This window comes from Psychromonas sp. (assembly GCF_983033635.1).
Window position 1 is genome coordinate 1 of record NZ_CEZLMY010000002.1, and the last position, 17,175, is coordinate 17,175.

The 17,175-nt window shown below is 40.3% G+C and carries 20 protein-coding genes and 1 pseudogene; 9 read left to right on the forward strand and 12 right to left on the reverse strand.

Going from position 1 to position 17,175, the window contains the following annotated elements; genetic code table 11:
- Positions 1-224: 224 nt before the first annotated feature.
- Both AC4GME_RS00330 and AC4GME_RS00335 read right to left on the reverse strand, forming a co-directional pair.
- Positions 225-452, reverse strand: a complete 228-nt coding sequence (locus tag AC4GME_RS00330; RefSeq protein ID WP_490375662.1) for a DUF3820 family protein — start codon at positions 450-452, stop codon at positions 225-227.
- A gap of 107 nt (positions 453-559) precedes the next feature.
- Positions 560-1,831 (reverse strand): O-acetylhomoserine aminocarboxypropyltransferase/cysteine synthase family protein, encoded by a 1,272-nt coding sequence (locus AC4GME_RS00335; RefSeq protein ID WP_490375661.1) that lies wholly within the window; start codon positions 1,829-1,831, stop codon positions 560-562.
- A gap of 191 nt (positions 1,832-2,022) precedes the next feature.
- Here AC4GME_RS00335 and AC4GME_RS00340 point away from each other — a divergent pair, with 191 nt between their 5' ends.
- On the forward strand, positions 2,023-2,610 hold the full coding sequence (locus tag AC4GME_RS00340) for a GNAT family N-acetyltransferase (RefSeq protein WP_490375660.1): 588 nt from the start codon (positions 2,023-2,025) through the stop codon (positions 2,608-2,610).
- 24 nt (positions 2,611-2,634) lie between these two features.
- On the opposite strand, the gene arsB is transcribed toward AC4GME_RS00340, so the two are convergent.
- The 6 genes from arsB to AC4GME_RS00370 form a co-directional block, all read right to left on the reverse strand.
- Positions 2,635-3,642, reverse strand: a complete 1,008-nt coding sequence (gene arsB, locus AC4GME_RS00345; protein ID WP_490375659.1) for an ACR3 family arsenite efflux transporter — start codon at positions 3,640-3,642, stop codon at positions 2,635-2,637.
- Positions 3,643-3,673: 31 nt separating this feature from the next.
- Positions 3,674-4,030, reverse strand: a complete 357-nt coding sequence (locus AC4GME_RS00350; protein WP_490375658.1) for an ArsR/SmtB family transcription factor — start codon at positions 4,028-4,030, stop codon at positions 3,674-3,676.
- A gap of 114 nt (positions 4,031-4,144) precedes the next feature.
- On the reverse strand, positions 4,145-5,539 hold the full coding sequence (locus tag AC4GME_RS00355) for a HAMP domain-containing sensor histidine kinase (RefSeq protein WP_490375657.1): 1,395 nt from the start codon (positions 5,537-5,539) through the stop codon (positions 4,145-4,147).
- Complete coding sequence (locus AC4GME_RS00360) at positions 5,475-6,155, reverse strand: winged helix-turn-helix domain-containing protein (RefSeq protein WP_490375656.1); 681 nt, start codon at positions 6,153-6,155, stop codon at positions 5,475-5,477. Before AC4GME_RS00360 ends, AC4GME_RS00355 begins: the two co-directional genes overlap by 65 nt.
- A gap of 106 nt (positions 6,156-6,261) precedes the next feature.
- A complete protein-coding gene (locus AC4GME_RS00365; RefSeq protein ID WP_490375655.1) occupies positions 6,262-6,876 on the reverse strand; it encodes a cytochrome b/b6 domain-containing protein in 615 nt (204 codons plus the stop codon).
- 48 nt (positions 6,877-6,924) lie between these two features.
- Positions 6,925-7,470: a PepSY domain-containing protein gene (locus AC4GME_RS00370; RefSeq protein WP_490375654.1), complete on the reverse strand. Its 546-nt coding sequence runs from the start codon at positions 7,468-7,470 to the stop codon at positions 6,925-6,927.
- Between the two features lie 349 nt (positions 7,471-7,819).
- Between AC4GME_RS00370 and AC4GME_RS00375 the strand changes: the two genes are divergently transcribed.
- The 5 genes from AC4GME_RS00375 to AC4GME_RS00395 are packed head-to-tail and all read left to right on the forward strand — an operon-like array spanning position 7,820 to position 11,716.
- Complete coding sequence (locus AC4GME_RS00375) at positions 7,820-8,275, forward strand: YHS domain-containing (seleno)protein (RefSeq protein WP_490375653.1); 456 nt, start codon at positions 7,820-7,822, stop codon at positions 8,273-8,275.
- Positions 8,276-8,278: 3 nt separating this feature from the next.
- Complete coding sequence (locus AC4GME_RS00380) at positions 8,279-8,782, forward strand: hypothetical protein (RefSeq protein WP_490375652.1); 504 nt, start codon at positions 8,279-8,281, stop codon at positions 8,780-8,782.
- Positions 8,783-8,796: 14 nt separating this feature from the next.
- Positions 8,797-9,636 carry a D-alanine--D-alanine ligase family protein gene (locus tag AC4GME_RS00385; RefSeq protein ID WP_490375651.1) on the forward strand — a complete coding sequence of 280 codons (840 nt, stop codon included), beginning with the start codon at positions 8,797-8,799 and terminating at the stop codon, positions 9,634-9,636.
- A complete protein-coding gene (locus AC4GME_RS00390) occupies positions 9,633-10,541 on the forward strand; it encodes a cyanophycin synthetase (RefSeq protein WP_490375650.1) in 909 nt (302 codons plus the stop codon). The genes AC4GME_RS00385 and AC4GME_RS00390 overlap by 4 nt, the downstream gene beginning before the upstream one ends.
- Entirely contained in the window at positions 10,541-11,716 is a 1,176-nt protein-coding gene (locus AC4GME_RS00395) for an MFS transporter (RefSeq protein WP_490375649.1), read from the forward strand. The genes AC4GME_RS00390 and AC4GME_RS00395 overlap by 1 nt, the downstream gene beginning before the upstream one ends.
- Positions 11,717-11,743: 27 nt before the next feature.
- On the opposite strand, the gene dapB is transcribed toward AC4GME_RS00395, so the two are convergent.
- The 3 genes from dapB to AC4GME_RS00410 all read right to left on the reverse strand — a co-directional run bounded on the left by dapB (position 11,744) and on the right by AC4GME_RS00410 (position 13,087).
- Positions 11,744-12,475, reverse strand: a complete 732-nt coding sequence (dapB, locus tag AC4GME_RS00400; RefSeq protein WP_490375648.1) for a 4-hydroxy-tetrahydrodipicolinate reductase — start codon at positions 12,473-12,475, stop codon at positions 11,744-11,746.
- A 62-nt stretch (positions 12,476-12,537) separates the two neighbouring features.
- Positions 12,538-12,864 (reverse strand): DUF2956 domain-containing protein, encoded by a 327-nt coding sequence (locus AC4GME_RS00405; protein WP_490375647.1) that lies wholly within the window; start codon positions 12,862-12,864, stop codon positions 12,538-12,540.
- Between the two features lies 1 nt (position 12,865).
- The gene (locus AC4GME_RS00410) at positions 12,866-13,087 is read right to left on the reverse strand and encodes a DUF1289 domain-containing protein (RefSeq protein ID WP_490375646.1); all 222 of its coding nucleotides are present in this window, start codon (positions 13,085-13,087) and stop codon (positions 12,866-12,868) included.
- Between the two features lie 106 nt (positions 13,088-13,193).
- Between AC4GME_RS00410 and AC4GME_RS00415 the strand changes: the two genes are divergently transcribed.
- The 3 genes from AC4GME_RS00415 (at position 13,194) to AC4GME_RS00425 (ending at position 16,949) form a co-directional block, all read left to right on the forward strand.
- On the forward strand, positions 13,194-15,533 hold the full coding sequence (locus AC4GME_RS00415) for a fatty acid cis/trans isomerase (protein WP_490378882.1): 2,340 nt from the start codon (positions 13,194-13,196) through the stop codon (positions 15,531-15,533).
- 29 nt (positions 15,534-15,562) lie between these two features.
- Positions 15,563-16,003, forward strand: coding sequence for an HIT family protein (locus tag AC4GME_RS00420; RefSeq protein WP_490375644.1), 441 nt, complete (start codon positions 15,563-15,565; stop codon positions 16,001-16,003).
- A gap of 127 nt (positions 16,004-16,130) precedes the next feature.
- Entirely contained in the window at positions 16,131-16,949 is an 819-nt protein-coding gene (locus AC4GME_RS00425) for an HDOD domain-containing protein (protein WP_490378883.1), read from the forward strand.
- Here the strand turns inward: AC4GME_RS00425 and AC4GME_RS00430 are convergent.
- Positions 16,946-17,175, reverse strand: a pseudogene (locus AC4GME_RS00430) (GTP-binding protein); the annotation flags it as partial. The gene AC4GME_RS00425 and the pseudogene AC4GME_RS00430 sit on opposite strands and share 4 nt — an antisense overlap.

Sequence of the window (17,175 nt, forward strand, 5' to 3'; positions counted from 1 at the left end):
GTTCAATCATATACCTAGGCATAATATTTCTCCTTTTGCTAAATAAATTTCCAGCTAAACAGAGAGACTTTGTTTAGCTGATATTTGATAATAGTCAGTAGTTGAAAGTTGATCTAGATCATAAAAAGTATAGTGCAGAAAAACAGAAAAGTTGAGTAAAAAGGTGAGGTATATAAATTTAAATAAGCAAGATATTTAATCTTGCTTATTTAGTGCTGTCAGGATTAAAACCGATCGTGTTTAATCAAGGGCTCTAACATCTTTTCCAGGCCATTTAATTTCACTTCGTACATCAAGGCTAATTGCTGACCTAGTTTGCCTTCAGGGAAACCTTTGCTGTAGAACCACACGAGATAAGGTTCAGGCAGGTGGATCAGCTTACGGCCGGCGTATTTGCCGAAGGGCATGATTTGATTAATGGCTTCGCTAAGCGCTTTGGGATCATCTAACAATGGAGTTACCTTTCTCTGGAGGTGATTACTCGGGTAATTTTATCATGTTTGCGAACTAACAAAAAAGCCGATGTGTTTAGCATCGGCTATTATTACTCCCTTCTGTTTTATACGCTTGCCAGTGCTTGTTCGACGTCGGCAATAATATCATCGATATTTTCAATACCCACTGAAATACGAATTAACTCTTCACTTACCCCGGCGGCTTTTAACTCCTTGTGATTGAGTTGACGATGGGTGGTTGAAGCCGGGTGACAGGCCAGTGATTTTGCATCACCTATATTTACTAAGCGTAAGATCATTTGCAGGGCATCGATAAATTTACCACCTGCTTCTGCGCCGCCTTTAATACCAAAGCTTAAAATCCCGGAGGCTTTACCGCCACAGATCTTTTGGCAGGTTTGGTAATAGGTACTGCTTTCAAGGGCTGCATAATTGACCCACTCCACTTTATCGTGACCGCTTAAGTAGCTGGCCAGTTTTTCCGCGTTTTCACAGTGGCGCTCCATACGTAAACACAAGGTTTCTAAACCTTGCATAATTTGAAAGGAGTTCATTGGTGAAATGGCCGCACCGGTGTTACGCAGAGGTACAACACGGCAACGGCCGATATAAGCGGCAGCGCCGAATGCTTCGGTATAAACCACGCCATGGTAAGAGGGATCGGGCTCATTTAAAATCGCAAAGCGCTGTTTATTGGCGACCCAGTCAAACTTACCGGAATCGACAATAATGCCACCAATCGAGGTGCCGTGGCCGCCGATATATTTAGTCAGTGAATGCACCACAATATCTGCGCCAAACTCAAATGGGCGACATAAAACCGGGGTGGCAACGGTATTATCAACAATTAGCGGTAGACCGTGTTTATGCGCGATATCAGCAAGTTTCTGAATATCGACAATATTACCCGCCGGGTTACCAATCGATTCACAGAAAACAGCACGTGTATTTTCATCAATCGCATCTTCAAAACCCTGGTAATCATCAAATGAAACCATGCGAGTTTCGATACCTTGTTTGGGCAGTGAATGGGCAAACAGGTTATAGGTGCCGCCATAAAGCTGGCTAGTGCTGACGATATTAGTGCCCACTTCACAAATACATTGAATGGCATAGGTGATTGCCGCCATGCCTGATGCAACAGCAAGAGCTGCAATACCGCCTTCCATTGCAGCTACTCGTTTTTCTAAGACATCTGTTGTCGGGTTCATAATGCGCGTGTAAATATTACCCGGCACTTTTAAATCAAACAGATCCGCACCGTGTTGCGTATCATCAAAAGTGTAAGAGGTGGTTTGATAAATTGGAACTGCCGCCGCTTTGGTGGTTGCTTCCGACTCATAACCGTGGTGTAACGCAAGTGATTCTAATTTCATAAATACCCCGAACAGATATAAAAAACCGAATGTATGTAAATAACATCCATTAATAAGGAAATTAAAACTAGCACTGCTGCCGCCAATAAAACAGCCCATAAACGAGTGAGCTATCACGCTTATAGAAGATTACTCAGTAAGGGGTATGCCTGGCTTGATAACTTTGTTTAGAGTTTTTGCAGCATTGAACAATGGATTTAGCTATTTATTCAGGTTATAAAGTTGTTTTAATAGATTCAATGATCAGCGCTAGAAGGAAGTTCATTATTAATAATATTACGCTTTGTACTCGCGGGCAGTTAGATCTGCTGCTTGAAATTTCCATTGAAACCTACCGCGATACCTTTATTGAGAGCAATAGTGAAGAGCTGATGCAGCAGTATCTCAATGATGCGTTAACCCGCGAAAAACTTGCGGCTGAACTTAACGATGTAGATAGCAGTTTCTATTTTATCTACTGGCAGGAGCAAGTTGCAGGTTTTTTAAAGGTTAATAAAGTAGGGGCGCAAACTGATCTTAAAGATGATAAATCGTTAGAGATTGAGCGATTTTATATCCGTAAGGCTTTTTTACGACAAGGGTTAGGTAAAGGGTTAATGACTTTTGCTTGTGATTTAGCGAAACAAGCTAATAAAGAATATGTGTGGTTAGGTGTGTGGGAAGGAAATTTTCCTGCGCTGCATTTTTACAAAAGCATGGGTTTTTACCAGATAGGTTCGCACCCGTTTGATATGGGCGGTGATATTCAAACCGATCTGGTATTTAAAAAAGAGCTGTAATAACACAGCTCTTAACCGACTTCTTTAACTAAATTGCTGACGTGTCCGATTCGCATAAGCGACCAGTGACAGCATAACTGGTACTTCAACTAATACGCCGACTATCGTCGCCAGTGCCGCGCCGGAATGAATACCAAATAAACTGATTGCCACCGCCACTGCCAGTTCAAAGAAATTAGACGCGCCAATCATAGCGCCAGGTGCTGCAATACAATGTGGTTGTTGCCATTTTTTCATCCACCAATAAGTGATCGCAAAAATCAGGTAAGTCTGTATCAGCAGTGGAATGGCTATTAATACGATATCAACAGGGTTAGCTAAAATGGTCTGCGCCTGAAAGCCGAACAGTAAAATTACCGTTCCCACTAAACCGATAATTGACAGCGGTTTTAAGGCCGCACTTAATTTATCCAACTTGGTCTGGTTATGAATAAAATGACGGGTTAATACTCCGGCAACCAATGGCACAACCACAAATAACGAAACCGACAGAAGCAAAGTATCCCAAGGTACAAAGACATCGGTTACCCCTAATAAAAAGGCCGCCAGCGGTGCAAACGCAACCACCATGATCAAATCATTAATGGCTACCTGCACCAGCGTATAGTTGGCATCACCTTTGGTGAGCTGGCTCCAGACAAAAACCATGGCGGTACAGGGAGCGATGCCTAATAAAATCATGCCGGCGATATACTGATCGCCTAATTCCGGGGAGATCCAGGGGCCAAAGATATAGCGAATAAATAACATCGCCAGCAGCGCCATGGTGAAGGGTTTTATTAACCAGTTGACAATAATGGTAATAATTAACCCTTTCGGTCGCTGATGAATCTTGCGAATAGAGGTGAAGTCAACCTGCATCATCATCGGGTAGATCATCAGCCAAATAAGCACTGCAATCACTAAGTTTATCTGTGCGTACTGAAAATCAGCAAGCAGAGTAAAAAATTCAGGAAATATCATGCTGCTGATAATGCCAATCAACATGCCAAGTCCAATCCATACACTTAAAAAACGTTCAAATATTCCCATTTTTTTATTCCTCTATTTTTATATCTTGGGCTTAACAGTCGCTGTAACGCTCGGCTGAAGAGCATATATCGCCAGTATTAGTTACTTCACACTGCGCATCACTTTGCTTTATGCAGCATTGTTCGGTCATATAAGTAATTAAATCGCTCATCAGCGCCGTATTCGCACGATAGCGTTTAAATCTACCTTCCTGTTCAACGGAAACTAATCCGGCATGCAGCATAGCTTTCAGGTGGAACGATAGAGAATTTGGTGCAATCTCCAATGCCGAAGCCATTTCACCTGCAACCATGCCGTTCTGTCCGCTTTTGATTAATAAGCGCCAGATATCCAGACGGACACCGGAAGCTAATGATTCAAATATTTGCGTTGCATTATCTCTGGTCATTATTTATCCCCTTATTACTTAGTTCAATAATACGAGAACTATTGAATTTATCAAATGGAAACAGATAATATTTATAAACAATATCTGTTTTCACTGTAAAGGGAGGCGGGGGCTTTACTGTTCAGCAGAGTTAAAGTTAACTACAACTTTTAAGCCCGGATGATTATTCTCTAATGCTATCTGTGCATCGTGCAGGCGTATGATAGCCCTGACCAGCGGCAGACCGATACCAAAGCCGGCAATGCTGCGGCTTTCTTCAATACGGTATAAGCGCTGGAATACTTTGTCTTTTTCATGATCGGGAATGCCAGGGCCGGTATCACTGATAATAAAACCGTTATCTGTTATTTCTATCGCTATTTGAGTGTGCTGACCCGCGTATTTACAGGCGTTTTCAAGCAGATTATAAATAGCGCGAAACAGCAGTGTTGCATCGCCTTGTACAATACAGTTCTGCTTGCCAACAATGCGCAGGCTTTGATGATTATCTTCAACAATTGGTCGGATTAAATCCACTGCATCGTTAATAACTACCTGCAAGTTGATCGCTGCAAAGTGTGTTGTCTGTTGTTTTTGTTCCAGGCGGGTGAGTTCCAGCATGGCAGTGAAGGTGAATAAAATCGCATCTAATTTAACTAACATCTCGGTCAAATTGTCAGTGGGACTCCCCGATTTATGCGCATCCATTAAACCTTGTTCGATTTGTTGTCTTAAATGTCCTAATGGAGTGCGCAGATCGTGCGCAATCGCATCGGTAACACCTGTAATGGCATGAAAGGAATCTTCTAATCGAGACAACATGGTATTGATATGCAGAGCCATATGATCATACTCATCACCTTGTGCGGATACCGGTACGCGCGCGGTCATTTCACCTGATTCCACACGTTGTGCAATAGAATTAAAGGTATTAATACGTTTTAAAACCCGGTGAGAGAAAATTAACCCTGTGGTGATACCCAGAGCCAGTGCCAATAACAACGCAATAATCGAAGCGCTAATAAATTGTGTTTTGAGATCGAATAAGGATTCATCATCCGTGGCGATCACGAGCAGACCCTGTGGCAGGGCTTGTGAACACCCTGATATTAGACGAATTTCATCATAGTTATCTAACCAAATAGGGAAGCGCGTTATGCTTGGACAGCTGCGAAGATATTTAGGTGCTGAAGTCAATCGACCGTAAACCTGCTCTTGAGTGACAAAACTGAGGATATATTGTCGGGAACCAGCTGCTTGAAGTTCAAACTGTTTGATAAAATCAGCCTGGTTAAGTTCTTGCGCTAAGAGTTTTTGCTGCTGTACCAGCTCACCCATTTGTGATCTCTGATTGCGACTGATCTGACCTACGCTTAATTGATATAGCAGCAACAGCAAAATACCTACGACTAATAGCAGCAGGCTAGTATATAGGCGCGTTAAACGCCATACGGAACTGGCTTGTCTACTGTTTTTCCACCATTCGGTAACCCACGCCACGAACGGTTTCAAGTAAGGGAGCATGACCATCAAGTTCTACCTTTTTACGTAATCGTGCAACGTGCACATCAATAACATTAGTTTGCGGATCAAAATGATAATCCCATACCGCTTCAAACAGTAAGGAACGTGAGATCACTTGCCCCGCGTGTTCCATTAAATAGCGTAATAATTTGAATTCTTTGGGTTGCAGCTGAATCTCAATCAATCCTCGATAAACTTTATGTGCAAGCAGATCCATCTGCAAGTCAGCAACCTGAAGCTTGTTCGACAACTCGCTGCTGTTACCTTTGCGTTTGATTAATATTTCGATACGTATTAATAACTCAGAAAGTGCAAAAGGTTTAACCAGATAATCATCACCACCTTCTCGCAGCCCTTTAACGCGTTCCGCCACACTGTCTAACGCGCTTAAAATAAGGACGGGTGTTTGTTTCCCGGCATTTCTTAAGGTGCTTAATACAGATAAACCATCCAGCTTAGGCAACATTCTATCTAATAAGATCAACTGATAATCATGTTCAAGGGCTAAGAATAACCCGTCTTGACCGTTATCCGCGAGATCCACTTCATAACCTTGTTCCTGAAGTGCTTTCTGCAAGTATTGGCTGGTCGTGTCATTATCTTCAACCACTAAAATCCGCATTGACTCTCCTTATGCTGAATACTAGTTAGCCCTAATTTTTAGGTTATTAGGGCTGGCTACTGAAATACTTTTGAAACAAATTTAAGATGCACAATCTAGTATTTTGTCAGTTTTCTTTATTCCCAGTTATCATCGCTTTTACAAGATTTTCATTATGCAACTTACTGGAAACAGTAACGCCTAAAATATGCAGGAAGATTAAAAACAATAAGAAGTGTGCAGAAGCTTCATGTATTTCTTCCCATAATTCATTGTCATCGTGGTCTTTACTGTAGGTCAGTTTGTTATGATCACTATCTGCATAAGCGCTGCTAATTACTGCAAGCTTGTTTTCAGCTAACGGACCACGGCCCTCTTCGATGGCATAAACTTTTAATCCGCTAATTGTGACAGCAAAAAGGGTTACTAATAAAGTAATGACCATCACTCCTGCTGCCGGATTATGACCAATATAGTGTTTCGGTTTTTTATTTCGTAACCCTTTCAGGTAATTAATAACAGTGCCTGGTGAATAAATAAAGTTACTAAAACAAGCATACTTACTACCAACAATACCCCATAACACTCTTAATATAATAAGCCCAAGAACTGTATAACCTGCATAAATATGCCACATGCTTCCCTCTTCGCCTGCATATGCAACTACAACAGATGCAAGTAAAGAAATATGAAATATGCGCACGAACAGATCCCAAACTTTTATGCTGTTTTCATTACTCATCATTTTGTCCTTTTGTAATGTAAATCAGGGCGAATATAAGGGAAGCGATCAGTGCTTCATAACAGGGATCATTTCACCTGTTTTAATATCAACAATCACACGTTTACGGCCTAGCTGATCAATTAATTTAAATTTATAGAATGTGATCCCTTTTTCATTCTCTAATTCAAACTCCACTAACTCTGCATTATATTTTTCACGGAGTAGTGCAATGGTTGATTTCAGATTGAATTCAGATGCCGCTAACTCTTCAAGCGCTTGATATTCGTCATCATCTAAACGGTTAAGCCCGAATATTTTTAAGCTACGACTCTTCTCTTTGAGCAAGCTACCATCAGCGGTACTTAATTGAAGTTTATATTTCTCTTCTTTCTGCAGATTAATCACTTCTATTTCATAGGAAGTCTGGCCTTTATGGTCATCCAGTTCGAATTCGATAATTTGACCTGGATAGTCATTGGATACTTTTTCAATGGCTTGTTCTAATGTGAAGTTAGCACGTTTTAACGCGAGTGTGGCAAGTGCATCATTGTCTGCAACGGCAGCAAAAGAGGTTAGAGCAAGCGTCGCACAAATTAGTTTTGTAAATTTCATTTTTTTATCCTTTTGTTTATTTTAAGAGTGGAGTTTATCGGATTGCTCATATCGAAAAGGTGGATGAAACATTACAAAAAGTTAATCTTTAATTAAAACATCGCTCTTTTTGCAGGCAAAGTATCATTGAATCGATTATTAATCTGCTTTTGTTGATAATAGCTGGGCAAAATAAGCTTCATTTATTTAATCCATTTAGGTCTGTTACTAATTCACTCGTTTTACCTATTGCTCTATCAAAGCAAGCTTTTGACTTTTATCCCTTACTAAATAATTAATAAATGATGAAATATTTTTATCAATGCCTCGGTCTAATATTTAGTTGCTCAAAATAACTAAGGGGTGAGAAATGAAATTCTTTAATTCCGCAATTAAAGCTTTGTTACTTTTGTTTGTTCTGAGCGTGAATGTGATTCAAGCACAAGAAAAAATCTATACGGGCTATTTTAATAATAAGGCGGTATCTGGTTTTGATGTGGTGAGCTATTTTAGCGAGCAAAAAGCTGTTCAAGGATCGGATAAGTTTACTTTTGAATATAAAGGGGCTGACTGGTATTTCAGCAGTCAACAAAACTTAGATAAGTTTAAAAATAACCCGGAATATTTTGCGCCGCAGTATGGCGGTTATTGCGCATGGGCAATGGCACGAAATAAAGCAGCACCGGGCAATGCACCATTTTGGACTCTCTACCAAGACAAGTTGTATCTCAATTACGATCAAAAAATATTAGATACCTGGCGTGCCGATAAAGATGCTTTTATTAAAAAAGCGGATAAAAATTGGGCGGAAATGGATAAGGAATAAACCATGACATTTAGTAAAACGAATATTATCAGCTGGCTGATAGTGCTGTGGATAAGTAAAGTGTTTTTATTTTCGCTGCCTTATAAATTCACCTTACATCCAGATACCCAGCATATTTTCGGCACTATCGGCAACTGGATGAAAGGTATCATAGGTGAGGAAATTGGTACTTGGTTTAGCAGTTATGGCGCGTATGCGGTGGGCTCTTTTGAGTTGATTACTGCCACGATCCTGCTGTTACCAGCACTGTTTTGGATATTGAAAAAAAACAAGATCATCAGTTATGCACCCAGCCAGAATTTACTGCATGAATGGGGCGGTCTGCTTGCCTTTTTTGTGATGACGGGTGCCGTCTTTTTCCACCTGTTTACACCATTAGGTATTGAAGTTATTCATGAGGGGCAAAATGATCACGGCAGTCTGTTTTATGCTGCAAGCTCAATTGTCGTATTAGGTTTTTTCCTGTTTATTATCAACTTTGTTGAAGTTAAAGTTGGCAGTAGATAGAGGAGGTTAATCATTTGCTAATTCGTATCTTACTGGTTGCTTCATATATTTTGCATTGCATTCGATTAAGGGTTGGGCCATGGAAATATTTTCAACTAAATGCGCCATATTTCAATGATCAACGTAATCTCTTTTCTAAGTTGGATATGGATCAGCGCATCCCCAAGCAGTGGCGGCTTGAGCAGTTTATGGATTTTGGACAAAGGGATCCCGATAGCTACCCTGTTTTTGTTAAACCGGAATGGGGACAAAATTCCCAAGGTATTATCCGTGCTGATAACCTGCAACAACTCAATAGTCACCGCCAGGCACGCACCACAAGGCATCCTTTTTATTTAATTCAAAGCGCAGCACCGGGAAAACGGGAATTTGAAATTTTTGTGATTGCACAGAGCGAAAACATTGAGCAAGTCGCACTGTTTTCGATTACAGAAACCTGTAATAGCGGGGATGATCCCTTACCTATTAACGGGATTTACAACCAAACAAGCTACTATCAGGATTTGGCAGGGCAGTTAAGCAAAGAGCAACAAACAAAAATATGGTCACATCTTAAGCGTTGCGGCCAATTTCGTATCGCTCGTTATGGTGTTCGCGCCGATTCATTAGCAAGTCTGATTGCAGGGCACTTTCATATTATTGAAATTAATCTTTTTGTGCCGATGCCATTGCTGCTGTTAGTTGAAGAGTTGCAAACTTGGCAGAAAATTAAATTTGTTTTAACTGCGATGCAGCAACTGGCAGCGGTAACCAAAACCATTCCCGCTACGCAAACGGTTAAAGCGGTGTTTTTTAAAAAACTAAAATGTGCGCATCTGTTAAAAGCGATAACTAAAAGTGAGATCACTTTATGAGTCAATTTAAAAAAATAATTTATGCGTGGATAAGCAAAACCTTTATGGATGGCTGCAGTAATTATAATAGCCTAGCGGTGCGCAAAAGTTGTCGCAGTAAAGAGCAAGCCAGAGCCGTCTTTAGCAAAGGTAATATTCCCTGTGCGCAAGGGATGATTTTTTTTAATCCCTTTAAAGCGATTCAATTTGCCAGACAGTACGGCTTTCCCCTGGTAGTTAAACCTAATGTCAGTGGTTTTTCACGCGGCAGTTTTTTTCCGATCAATAATTATAAAGAGCTATGGCGCGCCCTGTTTTTTGCTAAATTATGGTGGCCGTTCACGGTTGTTGAACAATATTTGCAGGGCCATAATTACCGCGTAGTGGTGGCTAATGGCAAAGTTATCTCGGTATTACAACGTTATGCGCCGTTTGTTATTGGTGATGGCAAGGCCACGATCAGTGAGTTAATTGATAGGGAAAATACAGTTCGGGAAACCATGAATTTATACCCTTGTATGTCGTCCTTACAAAAAGGTTCACAAACGCAAACTTTTTTAAACAAACAAGGTTATAACTTGGCAACGGTTCCTGCTGACAAAGAGCAGGTCACGCTGTTTTATCGTATCTCATTAGCGCCGGGTGGGGTGGTCAGAGTTATTGATAAGGCCCTGATCCCCGAAGTTAATCACAAGCTGTTTAAAGACGTTTTGCGCCTCTTTGATGCGAATGTTTTAGGGATCGATGTGATTTTAGAAAAAGGCATTGAAACGGATTGCGACCAGCAAAAATGTATTTTTCTAGAGGTAAATTCCCGTCCCTACCTGAAAATGCATGCTTTTCCTCGCTATGGCATCGCTGAAGATCTCAGTGCGGAATTTAATCAGTTAGAGCAACTTGATATTCAACAGTTAGACACCTATTAATGACAGGCTTAATACGCACTTTTTACCTATTTTCCGGCATACATGGTTTTTTGATTGGTTTGCTGCCTATTTTTATCCCCGTTATTTTATGGAATAAAGGCTTAAATCTCGCGGATATCGCCAATTTTACGGCATTAACCGCGCTGGGTTTTGTGATGGCGATGCTTGCCTGGGATAGATTACGTGCCACTGCAAAATGGTCATTGATTATTGCCCTGTCGTTCCTCTTTGAGATTGCTTTGGTCAGCTTATTATTGGCAGATAATCTGCCGTTATTATTATCACTTGGCGCTTTGATTAACGGAGCGGCAGGCTGTTTTTACTGGTCAACGCAACGCATCCTGTTTCAGCGTGTCACTGAAACAAAAAACAGCGGTAATACCTTTGGTAATTTTCAAATTTTGCTGGTGATAGTATTAAAACTAGGGGTATTAATCGGCAGTTATTTATTAGATGCGGCGCATCTTAAAATCTTACTGGCTCTCTATGTGAGCCTGTCAATGCTCGGTTATTTTATGGTAAAAGGCAGTTTAGCTAGCGCAGTTGAGTTGCTGGAAAAGGATCAACCTAAAGCATTCTCTTTTGTACAAATAATGCAGTTTCAGGATGCTTTTAAATCGAAAACTATTTTTTTGATTGATGGCGTGTTTCTATTTTTAGAAAGTTATTTCTGGCTGTTATCCCTGTATCTTTTAACCCAACAAAACTTACTGAAATTAGGGCTGTTGATTGTGATCTTGGGGCTCTGTTTGGCGGTTATTTTTTTCATTATTAAAAAACGCATTGACCATAGCAATGCGCAGCGCATCTTTATTGTTGCGGTTTTTGCTTATGCACTTTCATGGTTATTAAGAGGGCAGTTAAGTTTACAAGGTGACACATTGTATCTGTATGTAACAATATTAATTATTGCTTTTTTAACCAGCTTCTTCCGTTTAGCTTTTAATAAACGCTTTTATGATTTGGCCGAACGTCAGCAAGCGATCCGCTATATTATCTGCAAAAGTTATTATTCGCAGTTTGTGCTAGTGCTGTTTTTTACTCTTGCTGGTTATCTGTTCTCCAGCACTGTTGATGCGCTGCAACAACTGCAAAATTTGTACCTGTTGCTGATACCGTTGGTTTTTATCTATTTGTTTTATGGTGATAAAAATACAACAAAGCCAGCAGATTAGCTGGCTTTTACTGGGTAATAATGGAAATTAATCCATTAAATGCTCAAGTCCGTAAACCAACGCATTATGTTTAACGACTTCTTTACAAGCAAGGCAGATACCCGGCATAAATGATTCACGATGTTGAGAATTATGCTCTATTTTTAATGTTTCACTTAATCCACCAAAGAACACGGTTTGTTGTGCCACCACGCCCGGTAAACGAATTGAATGTAGCTTTATACCGTGCAGTTCAGCACCGCGCGCCCCTTCGATAAGCTCTTTATCACTACAAGGAGTGGCTTTTTTTGTGCGTGCTGCTGCAATCAGTTCTGCGGTGCGAATACCAGTACCTGACGGGCTTTCCTCTTTTTGCGGGCTGTGCGTTTCAATGATCTCTACATCAGGTAGATATTTAGCTGCTTGAGCGGCAAATTTCATCATTAATACCGCTCCAATGGAGAAGTTCGGTGCGATTAAACCGCCTTGTTGCTTTTCAGTTGCCAGCGCTTGTAGTTCTTTTACCTGCTCAGCTTGAAAACCACTCGTACCAATTACGGGGCATGCACCTGCCTTTAAAATCGTTTGCGTATTAGCAAAACCGGCAGAAGCGGCGGTTAAATCTACAACCACTTGTGCGTCACTTTGCTTGATTAAAGCAGCAAGATCATCACCAAAATCACACTGACCAACAAGCTGTAATTCAGGATCGTTATTAATTGCTTTAACAGCTTCGCTACCCATGCGCCCTTTAGCGCCGTTTACAATGACTTTAATCATGGTTATTCCTTTAATGTTTTGTAGTAATACCAAAGCAAAGCTCTAGCAAATCTATTTTCTTGTTACTGATTATAAAAAATATAAGCAGCGAAACCAATCCAGCTTAAAACTAATAAAATCCAAGGGTAGTGGTTACTGCTTTTTACTTCAGTAGCGGTTTCTATTTCAGCGACTTGATCTTGTTGTTTTTTCTTTTTCTTACTCGCTTTATCTGCTTGGCGCTGTTTGTTTTTGGCTGTTTTTTTGTATTCAGCAATGCCTTTTTGAATACCCTGGGCAATTAAGCGAGTTTGCTCTTTTGTTTGCCCTGGTTTTTGCGTCTTTTTCGCAATCACCATCGCTTCTTCTTGGGTTTCTGCTGAGATCTCGTTATTTTTGTGTTTAGCCATTTTATTTACACTTTTCCTCTTTAAGTTGAGCTAATCGTGCCAGTGATTTTTTGTTTAGCACCTCTAAAAATTTTTCCGGATCGTCATATCCATATTCAAACAGATGTGCCACCACTTTGCCGACCAGTGCTTTGCTTTCACTTATCTCAGTATGACTGCGTCCACATCCTTGACAAAAACTGCCGTCACTGGTGCATTGGTTGGTGCATGGGATAAATTTCATGGTTAAATCCTTGTGTTACTGAACTACACTTAAAAGTCGAATATAATACAACAGCCAAGTGACTAGGTGTAGAAATTTTAGTCTAACAATTTTAGAGAATCTAATTATGACTTTAAAAGTTCTTTTTATAAGCATCTGCTGTTTAATTTTGCTGGCATGTTCTGATTCTGCCGAGCAGTTAAATGTAAATTATGGCAAGCCACAGACCCGGGATCGTTTATTACCAGCCAATCATCCGCTGGCATTGCAATTTAGCGAACATGTTTTACCTGTGTTAGAAAAACGCTGTGTGGTTTGTCATGGCTGCTATGATGCGCCATGTCAGTTAAAACTATCATCAGCAGAAGGGATTGATCGTGGATTTTCTCCCGAGTTGGTATATGGCACCCGTTTGCATGAAATTGCACCTGGTCGTTTATTTATAGATGCTAAAAATACCCAGGAGTGGCGCGATAAAAACTTTAAACCCGTATTAAATGAGCGCGATCAAACCCCAATTGCCAATCTTCAGGGCAGTGTTTTGTATCAGCTGTTAACACAAAAAAATAGCCATCCGCTACCCGATGTAGATGTATTACCGGAGAGCTTTGATTTTTCTTTAAATCGTCAGCAGCAATGTCCAAGTATTGAAACGCTTGATAAGTATCAAAATGATTTTCCATTAGCGGGGATGCCTTATGGTTTGCCGGGCATTGAAAAATCTGAGTTTAAAATCATTGAAAATTGGGTGGAGCAGGGGGCTCCAATGGCACAACCCAAAGCCATTTCTGCTTCGATACAAGAACGCGTAGAGCAATGGGAGGGGCTATTAAATGGCGCTGATAACAGAGCAAAACTGGTGAGCCGTTATATCTATGAACATCTATTTTTAGGGCATATCTATTTTTCCGAAGAGGCTGTCGAAAAAGGCGAACTGCCTGTGTATTTCCGCTTAGTGCGTTCAACAACCCCTACCGGCCAGGAAATCAATGAAATTGCGAGTCGCCGTCCCTACGATGATCCCAAGGTTGATACTGTTTATTATCGATTACGTCGTGAAACCGGCACTATCTTAACTAAAACCCATCTGCCCTATGCATTTAACCAACAAAGAAAACTGCGTTGGCATGAATTGTTTTATAACAACCCATTTACTGTGCCTACTTTACCTGGCTATGATCCGGAGAGTAATCCATTTAAGGTATTTGCAGCTATCCCAGCCGATCTGCGTTATCAATTTATGCTTGATGAAGCTGAGTTTACCATTATGGGCTTTATCAAAGGCCCTGTCTGCCGCGGGCAAACCGCTTTAAATGTTATTCAGGATAAATTCTGGGTGCTCTTTAGTGATCCGTCTTATATCAACCAGGCAGGTTACGAAGACTTTATTTATCAGCAAGCTGATGATCTGCAGCTACCCTCCGTTCAGAGTAGCAAGCATTTTGTAACAACAAGCTGGTTAAAATTTTCCAAACGTCAGAAAAGCCATATTAATGCGCAGCATGAATACCTGAAAACAATAGATAATCCACAACGCTATATGGTGCTCAACGGGATCTGGAAAGGTAATGAAAACGCGGCATTAACCGTATTTCGTAACTTTGATAGCGGCGTAGTGAAAAAAGGGTTGCAGGGAGAAGCGCCTAAAACCGCCTGGCTCATTACTTATCCGGTATTAGAGCGTATCCATTATCTGTTAGTGGCCGGTTTCGATATTTACGGTTCAGTTCGTCATCAATTAGTGACACGCTTATATATGGACTTTTTACGTATCGAAGCGGAAATGGCATTTATTATGTTATTACCCAGAGAGCAGCGTAAGGCAGAGATTCAGTCTTGGTATATTGATTCGACTGAAGATTTAAAGGCTTATTTAAATGATAGTAGCTTTTACTTTAATCAAAAAAATAATGTTCGTTATAAAACGGACAATCCGAAAAAGGAACTTTTTGATAAACTTAATAAGCGACAAAATCTAAGTCTAAATGGTAAGCAACTTAAAAAGCAACAGCTTGCGGTTACTCACGGGGCGATGGCAGGTTTGAGTGATTTACCAAATCCAGCGGTGCAACAGTTAGCACAAACCAGTTTTATTTTAATCGAGAAAGAGGGGGAAGATCAGTTGTTCACCCTGTTACGCCATAATAAACGTAAGAATATTTCGATGTTATTAAGAGAAACAAAAACGCGGCAGCCGGAGCTTGATACGGCGGAACTGTTTAAGGGGTTAATCGGCAGTTACCCGCAAGTTATTTTTCGATTAAAAGCATCCGAACAGGCACAATTCGTCAAACAACTCAGCTTGGTTTATGATCCGCAAAGTTACGCGCGTCTACTCGATTCATTTGCAGTACGCCGCAGCAACCCTGATTTCTGGCAAGTGAGTGATAAACTGCATCAACTGCACTTTCAAGATGATCCGATAACTTATGGTTTATTTGATTACAACCGTTTACAGAATCGTTAATCAATTACAGGATAGATAAAAGGATAAACATGACATTTCAATTGGACCGGCGTTTAGAGAATGACTGCTACCAGTTAGCAGAAAGTGAAAATAGCCTGTGGTTACTGCTTAATAACAGTTATTTTCCATGGTTTGTTATTGTGCCGAAAACAGAACAAACTGAACTATATTTGCTTGCAAAAGAGGAGCAGGAACAGTTGCAGCTGGAAGCTAATTTAATCAGTGAATTTGTTAATAGCTGCTTTGACTGCGATAAACTTAATGTGGCAAGTATTGGTAATATTGTTAAGCAGATGCATATCCATATTATTGCACGAACTGAGTCTGATCCTTGCTGGCCAGGGGTAGTTTGGGGGACAAGCTTTAAGCAGGGGTATGAAATATCCGATGTGCTGGAAATTCAAACAAAATTAAAACATTTTTGCCAGCACAAAAACATAAATGGATTTCAGTTTGCGCCAGTTCAATAAAGCCCTTGCTAGCCATTGATTTTATATGCACAAAGGCTCTATTATTCAAGTAATTTGAAAACTGATGAATTTATGTTTGTAACCTGGTTTGGGCATATCATACTATTAACACTTAAGGGAATGTGAAATGATTGAACTTTCACAACTGTTTAAAAATGTAAAACAACTACCTGTTTTACCTATTCTATTACTCGAGTTAATGGAAAGCTTTTCTGATGAAGATGCCCGTGTTGAAGATATTGCCAAAAAGATTGGTATGGACCAATCGATCAGTGCAAAAGTTATTCGTATGGCAAATTCAGCTGCTTATCGCCGTGGTAAAGAGGTTGAATCGATTGAGCAAGCAGTGATCCGTTTAGGTTTCAATCAGGTACGAAGCATAGTTGTTGCTGCAACATTGTCGAATGTCTTTCCCGATACCCCGAGTTTTGATAAAAATAAATTTTGGCAAGATACCTTTACCACTGCCAGTATTGCTAAAGCGCTTGCCAAGCATACCAATGTCAATCAAGAGACCGCATTTACCTGTGCAATGATGCATAATATTGGTGAACTGCTATTACAAATTTTAAAACCTGAAGAATGCTCTTTAATTGCGATGGCGATTGAAGCTGGCGAGCCACGTTTGTCAGCCCAGCGTGAAACCTACAGCCAGGTGGGGGGGGAACTTGCCAAACATTGGGATTTTTCAATTGTTTTTTGCGATGCGATAGAGCAGCAACTTGATCCACTCTCTTATGAAACCCCTTCAAAAGCGGCGATCATAATCCGTTTATCTGTTTTTGCCAGTTTCGCATGGGGAGCGGGCTTACCTGCTGAGATGATAGTGGCACGTTTTCCTGCCACATTAACTGATTACCTTAATTTAAATAAAAATGGCTTGGTGGATGAGTTTGAAAGCATGATTGAAGCCGGAAAAGAGCTCGGTCGTTTAATGTCACATTAAGTTTGTTCAATAAAGCATAAATCATCAGAATTACCTTTTAACATATAAAGTGGCTTGGAATATTTCTTAGCCATTTTTTTTGCCAAAAATTCAGCTGAATCACCGAAAATAGATAACTTATCTGCTTGTTTGATTAACGATAGATAAGCTTCATTTTGTGCATATTTGTTATTACTAAGCTGCGCCTCAGATAAAAGACAGATTGTCGGCTTTAACTGCAGAATTG